This is a genomic window from Amycolatopsis sp. lyj-23, from assembly GCF_046549135.1.
Classification (GTDB): Bacteria; Actinomycetota; Actinomycetes; order Mycobacteriales; family Pseudonocardiaceae; genus Amycolatopsis.
In genome coordinates, this window is record NZ_JAJPWN010000010.1 from 399,800 (window position 1) to 413,184 (window position 13,385).

Here is a 13,385-nt window from a genome sequence, read left to right on the forward strand (position 1 = left end):
GGGACGCCGTGGGGTTGCGCGCGCTCTTCGACGGCCGGCCGGTGGAGCGGCCGGCCTTCCCGGACGTGCGCGACCGGGCGGTGTGGGCCGCGGTCGACGGCACCGCGCTGGTCGCCGACGCCCGCGCCGTGCTCGCCCGGCCGGCACCGGTCCTGACGGCGACGGCGTGGGCCCGGACGTTCCGCGACGGCGTCCGGACCGACTACGAAGACGCCGCCCGCGAGCTGCGCGAACGCGTGACCACGCTGGCGCTGGCCGCGGTGCTGACCGGGGAGGCCCCGCCGTCCGACGTGCCGTTCCTGGACGGGGCGATCGACGGGCTGGTCGCCCTCGCCGAAGCGACCACCTGGTGCTGGGCGCCGCACGACCGGCACGCGGCCGGCCGCGGCGAGGTGCTGGCCGACCCCGACGACCCCCTCCTCGACCTGGGCGCGGCCGAGGTGGCGTCGCTGTTCGCCTGGGCCGACCAGTCGCTCGGCCCGCACCTCGACCGCCGGGCCCCGGGCCTGCGCAAGCGGTTGCGCCGGGAGGTCGACCTCCGGGTGCTGACGCCGTTCGAGCGGATCCGCGACTGGCACTGGCTCGGCCTCGACGGCGACGCGCACAACTGGAACCCGTGGATCCACAGCGCCGTCCTCGCGGCTGCCTTGTTGCTCGTCGACGACGAAGAACGGCGACGGCGGCTGGTGCGACTGGTCGTCGAGGGCCTCGACCACTACGTCGCCGTGCTGCCCGACGACGGCGGCATCGACGAGGGGGTCGCCTACTGGTGGCACGGCGCCTGCCGGCTGCTGGAGTGCCTCGACCTGCTGGCCGCCGCGACCGGCGCCGACGCGCGGGACGTTCCGGTGCTGGCGGCGTTGATCCGCTTCCCGCACCGGATGCACCTGGGCGGCGACGCCTACGTCAACGCCGGCGACGCCCCGGCGCGCCTGCCGGCGGCCCAGCCGTGGCACGTCCTGCACCGGTGGGGCGAGCGGCTCGGCGACGCCGACGTCCGGGCGCACGCGGTGAGCCGGGCGCGGGCGGGCGGCCGGCTCGCGTGGCCGTCGGCCGGCCTCGGCCGCGCTCTGGCCGCCCTCGCCGACCCGGGCTGGCGGACGGCGCCGGCCGACGAGCCGCGCGGAACCTGGCTGGCGCGCGAACAGTGGCTGCCGCGCGTGCAGGTGCTCGTGGCCCGGGAGACGGCGGGCACGCCGAGCGGGCTGACCGTGGCGGTCAAGGCCGGGCACAACGGCGAACGGCACAACCACCTCGACGTCGGGTCGTACTGGGTGGCGGTCGACGGGGTGCCGGTGGTGGCCGACGTCGGCCAGCCGACGTACACGGCGGCCAGCTTCGGGCCGGACCGGTACCGGGCCTGGCTGTTGCGCAGCGAGTGGCACAACGTCCCCGAGCCGGGCGTCACGCAGGAACCCGGGGCCGGCTTCGGAGCGCGGGACGTCCGGGTCGAGCTCACCGCGGCCGAAGCGGTGCTGTCAGCGGACCTCGCCGGGGCGTACCCGGGCGTGGCGCGCTGGATCCGTTCGGTGCGGCTGGTGCGCGGCCGGGGCGCCCACGTCCTGGTGACGGACGACGACAGCGTCCGGCCGGTCCGGCTGCGGCACGTCCTCGCCGGCGACGTCGAGCTGCGGACGGGGGAAGCGTTCGTGTCACCGGACGGCCGGCGGGTGCTGCGGCTGAGCTGGGACGCCGGCGCCACCACCGCCGAACTCGAGCGGCGGCGGTTGACCGACCCGCTGCTGCGGTCGTCGTGGGGTGCGCACCTGAGCCGGCTCACGCTGGTCGTGTCGGAGGGCCCGGCGCGGGTGCGGCTGGAGCAGGTCCGGTGATGTTGGCTTCCGAACGGCATCAGTTGATCCTGGCGCTGGTGCGCGAGCACGGCGCGGTCCGGCTCGCCGAGCTGGTCGAGCGCCTGGGCGTCACCGCGGTCACCGTGCGGCGGGACGTCACCGAACTCGCCGACCGCGGCCTGCTGACGCGGGTCCACGGCGGGGTCACGCTGAGCCGGCCCCGTGGCGGGCCGCCGGAGCCGGGGCGTGCCGCTTCGGTGTTCGGTGCGGCCGCGCCCGGGGCGCTGGTCGGCATGGTCGCGCCGTCGGTGGAGTACTACTGGCCGCCGGTGATCCAGGGTGCGCAGTCCACGGTGGCCGCCGCGGGCGGGCGGCTCGTGCTGCGGGCGTCCAGCTACGACGCGGCGGAGGACCGCCGCCAGGTCACCACGCTGCTCGAACGCGGCGTGCAGACGCTGCTGGTCGCGCCGGCCACGAGCGGCCGCGGTGCGTTGGACCTGCTGCGCTGGCTGGGTTCCCTGAACGTCCCGGTGGTGCTCGTCGAACGCCTGCCGCCGCCCGAACTGCCCACGCTGGCCCTCGACGCGGCCACGACCGCGCACGCGCTGGGAGCGGGCCTGGCCGTGCGGCACCTGGTCTCGCTCGGCCACCGCGCGGTCGGGCTGGTGACGTCCCGCTCCAGCCCGACGAGCCGCGCGCTGCGCACCGGCTGGCGCGAGGCGATCGCCTCCCTGGGCCTGGACACCGGGGTGGCGCCGGACCTCGACGTCCCGGTCTACGGCAGCCCGGGCTGGGCCGGGGAGTACGACGCCCTGCTGGACCGCTGCCGCCACGCCGGCGTCGGCGCCCTGCTCGTGCACTCCGACCGCGAGGCGATCGGGCTGATCCAGCGGGCGCGCGACGGCGGCCTCGCGGTCCCGGGCGAGCTGGCGGTGGTTTCGTACGACGACGAGGTGGCAGCGGCCTCGGACCCCCCGCTGACGGCGGTGTGCCCCCAGAAGCACCGCCTCGGCGCGGTGGCGGCGGAGCTGGCGCTGGCCCGCCTCGCGGAGACGACCGAGCGGCCGGTGCACCGGGTGCAGCTGTGGCCGACGCTGGTGGTGCGTGAATCGTGCGGAGGTGCGGCGGGATCGTGGCCCGCGTGACTTCCCGCCGCTGTCGCGCCTCGGGCGAGCCAACCCGCGGACCCGTGAGGTGACGTGGGGCCGGGCGCCCGAAGCCGGTTCGGTGACGGCCGGCCGGAACACTTTCACCCGGCGGGCAGCGCCGCGCCTTCCCGGGCCGCCGCGGTGCTTTCCCCGGTGACGAACTCCGGGACCACGGGGCCGGGCTCGGCGGCCGGTCCGCCGTCGAGCTGGCGCACCGCGCGCCGGACGGCGAGCTCGCCCAGTTCGGCCGCCGGGACCACCACCGCGGCCGGCCGGATCCGCTGCTGCCCCGCCACGGTGTCCGAGCAGACCGCGACGACGGAGACATCGCCGGGGACCTGGCGCCCGCGCTGCCGGAGGGTGCCCATGACCAGCGGGAGCGCCGCCTCGTCGTGCACGACCAGGGCGGTCGGGCCGTCGACGGCGAGCAGCCCGTCCAGGCAGCGCCCGACGGCCGCGGCGCTCGACGCGCACGAGTGGGAAACCGTTTTCACGCCGTGCTCCGCCGCGGCGGCGTGGAAGCTCGCCACGAAGCCCGTCAAGTACCGCAGCCGGGGTCCGGCCGGGGTGGCCGGCGGCACGAGGTGGGCGACCGACCGGTGGCCGAGCCCGGCCAGGTGGGCCAGGCAGGCCCGGCCGGCCGGGGCGAGGTCGAGCGGCACCGACGCCAGGCCGCGGTGCTGCGCCGGCGCGCCGACCAGGACGGCGGGGCGGCCGGAGGCCAGCAGGACCGGCACGCGCGGGTCGTCGTCGCCGGCGTCGAGCACGATCACCGCGTCGGCCAGGGCGGCCGCCGTCACCCGGTGCAGGCCGGCGGTGCCTTCGTCGCCGGTGACGAGGAGCAGGTCGAAGCCCAGTTCGCGGGCCGCGCCCGCGGCCGCGGAGAAGAACTCCATCTCCATGCCCAATTGCCGGTCGCCGAGCAGCGGCACCGCCACCGCGAGAACGCCGGCGCGGGACGACGGCGAGCTGCCGCGGCGCCGGTAGCCGAGGGCGCGGATGGTTTCCTCCACCCGGCGCCGGGTGGCGGGGGAGATCGTCCGCTTCCCGGTGATCACGTAGGAAACCGTGCTCGCCGAGACGCCGGCCGCGTTCGCCACGTCGGTGATCGTCACCGCACCGCGGCCGCCGCCGGACGGCTCGTCCGCCACGTCGCGGAAATTCGTCATCTTCGTGAGGACTTTCTCGAGACCCATTGTCCGATCCGTTGTCCGGTCGGAAGTTAGCGCTAACACGGTGGGGTGGAGGTCGACCATAATGCCGCTCAACGCGGCCGGTCAAGACACCTTCGTCGGAGGATCGAAAAGGGCGGGGACGCCGATTTCATCCCCCGGGACGGCAGTCGGTCACCGGCATCCCGCGGTCGCCGCCGCGGGCCAGGGCGATGAAGCCGAACGTGGTCGATCCGCCCGGTTCCAACGCCGCATTCCACTCGGCGTTCGCGATCGCCGAGGTGGCGCCGGTCCGCACGAGCCTGCCGTTCCAGAGGTCGTCGATGCTCGTCCCGGCCGGGGTCGCCCAGCTGACCGTCCACCCGCTGACTGCGCCCTGCCCGCTGTTGCGGACGGTCACCAGCCCCTGGAAGCCGCCGTTCCACGACTTCACGACCTGGTAGCGCGCGGCGCAGGCGGCCGGGACGGCGGCCCGGGTCGACGGGGTCGTGGACGGCGCCGAAGCGAGCTGGGCCGCCGCGCTCGCGGGTCCCCTCCCGGACGGGGTCGCCGTCGCCGTCACGACGGCGGCCGCGGTCAGGACCACCGCCGTCGCGGCGAAGACCACCCGGGAACGGCGACGGCGGGCCCGTGCGGGCGCACGGACGGCCGACGCCACCGGCGCCACCACGGGCGCGGTGGCGCGGGTGAGCAGCCGGGCCGCTCCGGCCATGTCGGGCCGGGCGGCCGGGTCGCGGTGGAGCAGCCGGAGGACGGCGTCGGTGACCGGGCCGCTGGTCGCGGGCGGGAGGAGGTGGCCGGCGCCGACGCGTTTGAGCAGAGCCAGCTGGTTCTCGTCGGTGCCGGACGGCGGCCGGCCTTCGAGCGCGGTGTAGAGCGTCGCGCCGAGCGAGTAGACGTCGGCGGGGAAGCCGGGCTCGGCGCCGTCCGCGACCTCGGGTGCGAGGTAGGCCGGCGTGCCGACGACCAGCCCGCGGCCGGTCGCGGTGCCTTCCCCGCGCGCGTGGGCCGCCCCGAAGTCGGTGATCTTCGCCGAGCCGTCGGTGGTGACCAGCACGTTGTTGGGGCTGATGTCGCGGTGCACCACCCCTTCGGCGTGCGCCGCGGCCAGCGCCGACGCCAGCTGGGCGCCCAGCTCGGCCACGTACTCCGGCACGAGCGGGCCGTGCTCCTCCAGCAGCTGGGTCAGCGTGCGGGCGGGCAGGTACTCCATCGTGATGTAGGCCGCGGCGCCCTGCTCGACGACGTCGTAGACGACGACCGCGTGCGGGTGGCGCAGCCGGGCGGTCACCCGGGCCTCGCGGATCGTCCGCGCGCGCGTGCGCTCCGCGGCCGCCGGGTCGGCGGGGGAGTCCGGGAAGAGCTGCTTGATCGCGACCAGGCGGTCGAGCCGGTCGTCCAGCGCCCGCCAGACCGTTCCCATCGCACCGTGCCCCGCCCGGCCGAGCACGCGGTAGCGGCCGGCGATCACTGCCCCTTCGTGCACGGGCACGCTCCCCTCTCCTCGGGCTCCGTCGTGAAGGGACACGGGCGGCGGCGACGCGCAGTTCGGCGCGCCGGCCGCATTCACTCACGCGGGTGGGACCGGGAAATGCGTTCGACGTATTCGTTCCGGATGCCGGAAACGAATCCGGCCGCTACGGAAGAATTGGCGATCCGGATGTGACGGGACGATAACGGTCTCAGTTCGTCCGGCAGCCGAGGAGCGGAACGCCCGGGTGCCCGGACGTGATGTCCTGGTTCAGCCCGAACGTCGCCGAGCCGCCGGCTTCGACGAGGGCGTTCCAGCCCGCGTCGGTGACGGTCACCGACGCACCGGTCCGGGTCAGGGTGCCGTTCCACAGGTCCCGGATGGCGGCCCCGCCGGGCTGCACCCAGGTCACCGTCCAGCCGGTGAGCCGCGTCGGCCGGTCGTTGTGCACGGTCACCTGCGCCTGGGCGCCGCCCGGCCAGGCGTTCGTGACCTCGTACCGGGCGGTGCAGCCCGGCGCCCCGGCCGACGCGGGCGGGGTGGACGGCCGCGCCGGGCCGTCGGACGCGTGGGCCGGCACGGGCGCGGGCGCCGTGGTGGTATTGCGGACGGTGCGGTCGGCGGTGACGGTCGCGGGCGGGGCCCCGACGGGGGCCGCGGTCGGGGTCGCCGGCCGGTCGGCGAGGGCGAGGCCGGCCGCCACGCTCACCGACGCCAGGCACGCGGCGGCCCCGGTGACGGCGGCGCGGCGCAGCCCGGACCGGCGCCGCGGCGCGGCCGCGGCCGGTTCGCCCACCGCGGCCAGGAGGTCCACCGCCTCCTGCATCGACGGGCGCGCGGCCGGATCGCGTTCGAGCATCCGCACCAGCACGCCGGTCAGCGGGCCGCCGTGGGGCGGCGGGGTCAGCTGGTTTTCGGTGATCCGCCGCAGGAGCGTGATGGGGTCGTCGCTGGTCCCGAACGGCGGCGTGCCCTCGAGGGCGGTGTAGAGGGTGGCGCCGAGCGAATAGACGTCCGACGGCAGCCCCGCCTCGCCGCCCCCGGCGACCTCCGGGGCCAGGTAGGGGAGCGTGCCGACGATGACGCCGTCGTCGGCGGCCGGGTGCTCGCCGAGCGCGCGCGACACGCCGAAGTCGGTGATCCGGGCGGTCCCGTCGGCCGTGACGAGGACGTTGTCGGGCTTGACGTCCCGGTGCAGGATCCAGTCGCCGTGCGCGGCGGCGAGTGCCGCGCCGACCTGCCGCCCGAGCCGCAGCACGTCGCAGCGCGGCAGCGGCCCGCGTTCGACGAGGAGGTCGGTCAGGGACCGGGCGGGCACGTACTCCATGACCAGGTACATCGAAGCGGCGTCTTCGAACACGTCGTGCACCGCGACGGCGTGCGGGTGCCGCAGCCGCGACGCCAGCCGCGCCTCGCGGAGCGCCCGCTCGCAGACGTCGCCGCCGGCGCCCGGCTCGTGCAGGAACTGCTTGACCGCCACGACGCGGTCCAGCCGCTCGTCCCTGGCCCGCCACACGAGGCTCATCGCGCCGCGGCCGAGGTGCCCCAGGAGCCGGTAGCGCCCGTTGACGAGCTGTTCCTCGAAAGCCACCCGCACCCCTGCGCTCGTCGGCGAAACGAGGCACTTTCTAGCAGAAGACGGCGGTGCGGTGGGCGTTCGGCGCCGACTGGACCGGCAACCGTTATCCGCCGCCGTCGGCGGCCCGTTCCGGGAATTCACCGCACCGGGTGCGGATTCGACGAATTCGGTGTCGGGGCGCAAGTCGCGGCCGTGGAGGCGTACGGTGTGGGGCATCGCGGTTCAACCGGCAGCCGCCCGCGCGTCCGTCCCTCGCTTCGAGGAGGCCTGTGTGCTCGACCAGATCGCCGCTCCCCGGTTCCGCGTCGACGTTCCGTCCGCGATGACCCTGCGGGTGACCGCCACGGCGGAGGCGACGGTCGTCGCGATCCGCGGCGAGATCGACCTGCCGGTGCTGAGCAGGCTCCGGACGCGGCTGGGCGAGGAGATCGACCTCGCGCCCCGTGCGCTGGTGCTGGACCTCTCGGAAGTGACGTTCTGCGGCTCGGGCGGGGTCACGGAACTGCTGGTGGCGGCCTCGGAGGCGCACGTGAGCGGGGTACCGTTCGCGATCGCGGCCCAGGGCCGCGCGGTGCTGCGCCCGCTCGAGGTCCTGGGCCTGGAGCAGGTGCTCCCGATCCACCGGACCGCCGAAGCAGCAGCGGACTGGCTGGCCCTGCTGCCCCGCCTGCGGGCAACAACCCGCACCTGACCGCAACCCGACCCTCCGGGCACGCACGCCGACCCTCCGGGTACGCAGTCCGACCCTCCAGGTACGCACGCCGACCCTCCGGGTACGCGGGGACCGCCGCCGTCAGGTCCGGTTCAAGCGCTCCCGTTGGGGCACGACGACGTACTTGGGGTCCTTTGTGGACTCGACGCCGGCTTCGAACACCCCGAAGCGCTGCAACGCGCTCCCGGCGAACAGCGCCGCCCCGGCCGCCACCGAGACCGCGCGGCTGCGGTGCCCGAACAGCGTGCCCAGCAGACCCGCCGCGGTGAGCCGTTCCGACCACTGGCGCAGCCGGTGCGCCTTGCCCGTCGTGTACGCCTCCGCCGAGAGGCCGAGCCGCTTCTCCAGCACCTTCGACGCCACCAGCTCCGTCGCCGCGCCGAGGGCCGCCAGCGTCCGCGCGGGCCCCGCCTCCTCGACCGGCACCAGCACCATCGCGAAGCCGCCCGAACTCGCCGCGGCCGAGCCGGTGAACACGAACGGCAGTTCCGCGTGGGCCTCGTGCCACGCCGGGACCGCCGTCTGCGACAGCAGGACCGCCGTGTAGGACGCGACGGCCGGCGCGACGACCGCCGACGACAGCCCCGCGGGCCGGGCCACCGCGCCCAGGAGCCGGCCCGGCAGCGAGCGGCGCAGCCCGGCGGGCAGCACTTCGGCGGCCGCGGCGACGCCCACCCCGGGGCCGAACGCGCTCAGGATCCACGTCCCCACGCTCATCGGCGACGTCGGTTTCGCGACCCGCAGCATGTGGTGGAAGCGCTCGGGCCGGCCGAGGTCGGCGACCAGCAGGTAGACGCTGGCGAGCAGCGCCGCCAGCGACCCCGTGCGGCCCACCCGGCGCAACGCCGGGCGTCCGGTCAGGTCGGCCCCGGCGGCCAGCAGCGACGTCCCCGCCGCGAGCCCGCCGGTGAACAGGTACGCCGGCACCTTCCACTCCCACACCGGCGGCTTGAGCACCGGCCGCCCGTAGTAGGACCGGAATTCGGCACGGGGCACCATGGATTCCTCGCGCGTGCCGTCACCGCCGCCGCGTTTGCGGCGCCGCCCGAAGACACGGGCGCCGCTGTCGGCGGCCTGGGCGTCGCTGCGGGGTTCGCGCAGCAGGGGGTCTTCGCTCATCGACGGGGCCCTCCGAACGCGGCGTGCGGGGTCACCGGCGCCTCCGGCCGAACGACGCGACCGCGGCGGCGAGCAGCGCCGAGGCCGCCATCCCGGCGTACTTCCACATCGCGGGCAGGTCCCGCGTCGGCACCACCGGGTCCGGCGGCAGCCCGTAGACCTCGGGTTCGTCCAGCAGGAGGAAGAACGCGCCGTTGCCGCCGACGCCGTCGGCCGGGTCGTGGCCGTAGAGCCGGGCCTCGGAGACGCCGCGCTCGTGCAGCTGCTCGACGCGCCGGGCCGCCCGCTCGCGCAGCTCGTCGAGTTCCCCGAACTGGATCGAGTCCGTCGGGCACGCCTTCGCGCACGCCGGTTCGAGGCCGTCGTGGAGCCGGTCGTAGCAGAGCGTGCACTTCTGCGCCCGGCCGTCGTCCGGGCGGCGGTCGATCACGCCGTACGGGCAGCCGGAAACGCAGTAGCCGCAGCCGTTGCAGATGTCCTGCTGCACCACCACCGTGCCGAACTCGGTGCGGAACAGCGCGCCCGTGGGGCAGACGTCGAGGCAGCCGGCGTGCGTGCAGTGCTTGCACACGTCCGACGCCATCAGCCAGCGGAAGTCCGTCCGGCCGTCGGTCCCGGTCTTGGCGCCGGGCAGGTCGAACGACGGCATCCCGAGGTCTTCGGGCGCGCGCGGCAGGGGAGTGGTGCCCAGCCCGCCGCCGCCGCGCGGGGCGTCGCGCAGCTCGTCGGCCACGAACGCGGTGGTCACGTCGATCGCGGACGGGCCGGTCGGCAGCCCTTCGAGCCCCGGCGATTGTTCCCCGAGCGGGCGCTGCTGCTCGATGAAGGCCACGTGCCGCCACGAGTTCGCGCCCAGCGCGCCGGTGTTGTCGAACGACATCCCCAGCAGGTCGAGGCCGTCTTCCGGGACGTTGTTCCACTCCTTGCAGGCGACTTCGCACGCCTTGCAGCCGATGCACACCGACGTGTCGGTGAAGAACCCGACGCGCGGCGGGTGCCCGGTGTACCCGGCCTCGCCGGCGACGTCCGGCAGCGGCCCGGACAGCCGGTCTTCGATGCTCATGGTCGGTCCTCCGTGGCGTGGCCCGGTTCGACGTGCTGCGTGTCGTGCACGGTCGCGACCCGGGTGCCCGTTTCCGGCGTGATCCCCGCCCGCGTCCGGTACTCCTCGAGCAGCGCGAGCAGTTCGCGGCCGCGCGGCCGGCGTCCGGGCCGGACGTCGCAGGTGGCGACCTTGCTCTCCTGGATGAAGACGTTCGGGTCCACCACCACGCCGAACAGGTCGTTGACGACGTCGCGGGACACGAGCCCGGAGCTGCCCCAGTGGTAGGGCATCCACACCTGGTGCACCACCTGGTTCTGCACGCGCAGCGGCGCCATCCGGTCGGTCACGAACACCCGCGCCTCGACGGCCGCCCGCGCCGTGACGACGTGCGCCCAGCCCAGGTGCGAGAGCCCGCGCAGCTTCGCCAGCTCGGGGGAGACCTCGACGAACAGGTCCGGCTGCAGCTCCGACAGGTAGGGCAGGGTCCGGCTCATCCCGCCCGCGGTGTGGTGCTCGGTCAGCCGCGCGGCGGTGAACACGAACGGGAACACCTCGCCGTGCGGCTCGGGCGGCGACGGGTGCGACGGGTTGTCCTTGCGCCCGTAGACCTTCCGCGTCGGGTTGGCCTGCTGCGCGTAGAACGGGTTGCGGAACGGCGATTCGTGCGGTTCGTAGTGCGTCGGCAGCGGCCCGTCGGCCAGCCCCGACGGCGCGAACAGCCACGCCTTGCCGTCGGACTGCATGATGAACGGGTCGTCGCCGCGCAGGGCGGCCGGGCCGACGGCGTCCGGCGGCGGCACGTGGTCCGGTGGCTTGGTCTTCTCGAAGTCGGGGACGTCGTGGCCGGTCCACTCGCCGCGCTCGGCGTCCCACCACACGAGGGCCTTGCGCTCGCTCCACGGCCGCCCCTGCGGATCGGCGGACGCGCGGTTGTAGAGCACCCGCCGGTTCAGCGGCCACACCCAGCCCCACTCGAGGGCGTAGAGGTCCTGTTCGAAGCGGGACTTGCGGCGCGCGGCCTGGTTGACGCCGTCGGCGTAGACGCCGCTGTAGATCCAGCAGCCGCACGCCGTGCTGCCGTCGGCCTTGAGCTCGAGGTAACCGCCGAGCTGCTTGCCGGTGGTGAGGTCCCGGCCGCTGATCCGCCGCAGCACGTCGTCGGCGGACGGCTCGTCGCCGTGGACCGCGTAGTCCCAGGAGAGGTCCAGCACCGGCCGGTCGCGTTCGTCGGCCGACCCGGCCAGCCGCTCACGGACCAGCCGGCCCAGGTGGTAGAAGAACCACAGCTCCGAGCGCTGGTCCCCGGCCGGTTCGACGGCCTTCTCGCGCCACTGCAGCATGCGCTGGGTCTGGGTGAACGTCCCTTCCTTCTCCACGTGCGAGGCGGCGGGGAAGAAGAACACCTCGGTGCGGCACTGCTCGGTGACGATCTCGCCGGTCTCGATCTCCGGCGAGTCCTTCCAGAAGGTGGCGCTCTCGATCATCGTCAGGTCCCGGACGACCAGCCAGTCGAGGTTGGCCATGCCGAGCCGCTGCAGCCGCCCGTGCGCCGACCCCACGGCCGGGTTCTGCCCGAGCAGGAAGTAGCCGGAGACCTTGCCGTCGACCATGTCCATGACCGTGCGGTAGGTGCCGTGGTCGCCGTTGATCCGCGGCAGGTAGTCGAAGCAGAAGCCGTTGTCCGCGGTGGCCTTTTCGCCCCAGTACTCCTTGAGCAGCGAGACGGTGTAGGCGTCGGCGTTGCGCCAGAAGCCCTTCTGCTTGTCGCCGCGGACGCTGCCGAGGTAGTCGTCCAGGGTCTGCTGCTCGGGCGTGGGCATCGGGAGGTAGCCGGGCAGCAGGTTGAACAGCGTCGGGATGTCGGTCGAGCCCTGGATGCTGGCGTGCCCCCGCAGCGCGAACACCCCGCCGCCGGGACGCCCGATGTTGCCGAGCAGCAGCTGGATGATCGACCCGGCCCGGATGTATTGGGCGCCGACGCTGTGCTGCGTCCAGCCGACGCTGTAGACGAGCGCGGCGGTGCGTTCCCGGCCGGAGTTGCTCGTCCACGCTTCACAGACGCGCTGGAAGAGCTCCTTCGGCGTCCCGCAGGTGGCCTCGACCATCTCCGGCGTGTAGCGGGCGTAGTGGCGCTTGAGGATCTGGAAGACGCAGCGGGGGTGCTGCAGCGTCGGGTCGGCGGTGATCTCCTCGCTGCCGCCTTCGAGCACCGGGCCGCCCGAGCCGTGCTGGTCCGACGCCGACGTCTCCTTGCCGTGCCCGTCGCCTTCCTTCTTCGCGACGCTCTCGTAGTGCCAGGTCGCCGGGTCGTAGGCGGCCTTGGCTTCGTCGTAGCCGCTGAAGAGACCGTCCAGGTCCTCGGTGTCCCGGAAGTCCTCGCTCACCAGGAAGGAGGCGTTGGTGTAGGCGACCACGTACTCGCGGAAGTCGAGGTCGTTGCTCAGGATGTGGTTGATCACGCCGCCGAGGAACGCGATGTCCGTGCCGGCCCGCAGCGGGACGTGGGCGTCGGCCAGCGCGCTGGTGCGCGTGAACCGCGGGTCGATGTGCAGCACCTCGGCCCCGCGGGCCTTCGCCTCCATCACCCACTGGAACCCGACCGGGTGCGCCTCGGCCATGTTCGAGCCCATGATGACGACGCAGTCGGAGTTCTGCAGGTCCTGCTGGTAGTCCGTCGCGCCACCGCGACCGAAGGAAGTCCCCAGACCGGGAACCGTGGCGGAGTGTCAAATACGAGCCTGGTTCTCGATCTGGATCGCGCCCATGGCGGTGAAGAGCTTCTTGATCAGGTAGTTCTCTTCGTTGTCCAGCGTGGCGCCGCCGAGGCTGGCGAGGCCCATCGTGCGGCGCAGCGGCTTCCCGTGCTCGTCGCTGTCCTGCCAGCCCTTGCGGCGGGCGTCGAGCACGCGGTCGGCGACCATCTCCATGGCCGTGGCCAGGTCCAGCTCGGTCCACTCGGTGGCGTACGGCGCGCGGTAGCGGACCTTCTGCTCGCGCTGCGGGCCGGTGACCAGCTGCTTGCTCGCCGAACCCTTGGGGCAGAGGCGACCGCGGGAGATCGGGCTGTGCGGATCGCCTTCGATCTGGACGACCTTCTCGTCCTTGACGAAGACCTCCTGCCCGCAGCCGACGGCGCAGTAGGGGCAGACGGACTTGGCGACCCGGTCGGCGCTCGCGGTGCGCGGGGTCAGCGCCGCCGAGTGCGGCGACTCGGCCGCCTTGCCCCGGCCGAGCGGGTCAGGGCCGGTCAACTGGCGGTAGACGGGCCAGGACTCCAGCCACTTGCGTGGTCCCACACCCACCTCCCGACCGTGTCCCGGCGCCGCTTTTCCGACGGCTGACTACC

The 13,385-nt window shown here is 74.5% G+C and carries 9 protein-coding genes; 3 read left to right on the forward strand and 6 right to left on the reverse strand.

Annotation, left to right across the window (positions count from 1 at the left end):
• Positions 1–8 precede the first annotated feature (8 nt).
• Both ACLJPY_RS26520 and ACLJPY_RS26525 read left to right on the forward strand, forming a co-directional pair.
• Complete coding sequence (locus ACLJPY_RS26520; protein ID WP_410592406.1) at positions 9–1,832, forward strand: heparinase; 1,824 nt, start codon at positions 9–11, stop codon at positions 1,830–1,832.
• On the forward strand, positions 1,832–2,938 hold the full coding sequence (locus tag ACLJPY_RS26525) for a substrate-binding domain-containing protein (RefSeq protein WP_410592408.1): 1,107 nt from the start codon (positions 1,832–1,834) through the stop codon (positions 2,936–2,938). Before ACLJPY_RS26520 ends, ACLJPY_RS26525 begins: the two co-directional genes overlap by 1 nt.
• Positions 2,939–3,042: 104 nt before the next feature.
• Here ACLJPY_RS26525 and ACLJPY_RS26530 read toward each other — a convergent pair whose 3' ends face one another.
• The 3 genes from ACLJPY_RS26530 to ACLJPY_RS26540 all read right to left on the reverse strand — a co-directional run bounded on the left by ACLJPY_RS26530 (position 3,043) and on the right by ACLJPY_RS26540 (position 7,175).
• Complete coding sequence (locus ACLJPY_RS26530; RefSeq protein WP_410592409.1) at positions 3,043–4,137, reverse strand: LacI family DNA-binding transcriptional regulator; 1,095 nt, start codon at positions 4,135–4,137, stop codon at positions 3,043–3,045.
• A 127-nt stretch (positions 4,138–4,264) separates the two neighbouring features.
• Positions 4,265–5,599 carry a serine/threonine-protein kinase gene (locus ACLJPY_RS26535; protein WP_410592411.1) on the reverse strand — a complete coding sequence of 445 codons (1,335 nt, stop codon included), beginning with the start codon at positions 5,597–5,599 and terminating at the stop codon, positions 4,265–4,267.
• A gap of 196 nt (positions 5,600–5,795) precedes the next feature.
• Entirely contained in the window at positions 5,796–7,175 is a 1,380-nt protein-coding gene (locus ACLJPY_RS26540) for a protein kinase domain-containing protein (protein ID WP_410592413.1), read from the reverse strand.
• Positions 7,176–7,434: 259 nt separating this feature from the next.
• Here ACLJPY_RS26540 and ACLJPY_RS26545 point away from each other — a divergent pair, with 259 nt between their 5' ends.
• A complete protein-coding gene (locus ACLJPY_RS26545; protein ID WP_410592414.1) occupies positions 7,435–7,854 on the forward strand; it encodes an STAS domain-containing protein in 420 nt (139 codons plus the stop codon).
• 102 nt (positions 7,855–7,956) lie between these two features.
• Here ACLJPY_RS26545 and nrfD read toward each other — a convergent pair whose 3' ends face one another.
• From nrfD to fdh, 3 genes are read right to left on the reverse strand one after another with little or no spacing between them, the layout of a single operon-like run.
• A complete protein-coding gene (gene nrfD / locus ACLJPY_RS26550; protein ID WP_410592415.1) occupies positions 7,957–8,994 on the reverse strand; it encodes an NrfD/PsrC family molybdoenzyme membrane anchor subunit in 1,038 nt (345 codons plus the stop codon).
• Positions 8,995–9,025: 31 nt separating this feature from the next.
• The gene (locus ACLJPY_RS26555; RefSeq protein WP_410592417.1) at positions 9,026–10,057 is read right to left on the reverse strand and encodes a 4Fe-4S dicluster domain-containing protein; all 1,032 of its coding nucleotides are present in this window, start codon (positions 10,055–10,057) and stop codon (positions 9,026–9,028) included.
• Positions 10,054–13,335, reverse strand: coding sequence for a formate dehydrogenase (gene fdh / locus ACLJPY_RS26560; RefSeq protein WP_410592418.1), 3,282 nt, complete (start codon positions 13,333–13,335; stop codon positions 10,054–10,056). Before fdh ends, ACLJPY_RS26555 begins: the two co-directional genes overlap by 4 nt.
• Positions 13,336–13,385 lie beyond the last annotated feature (50 nt).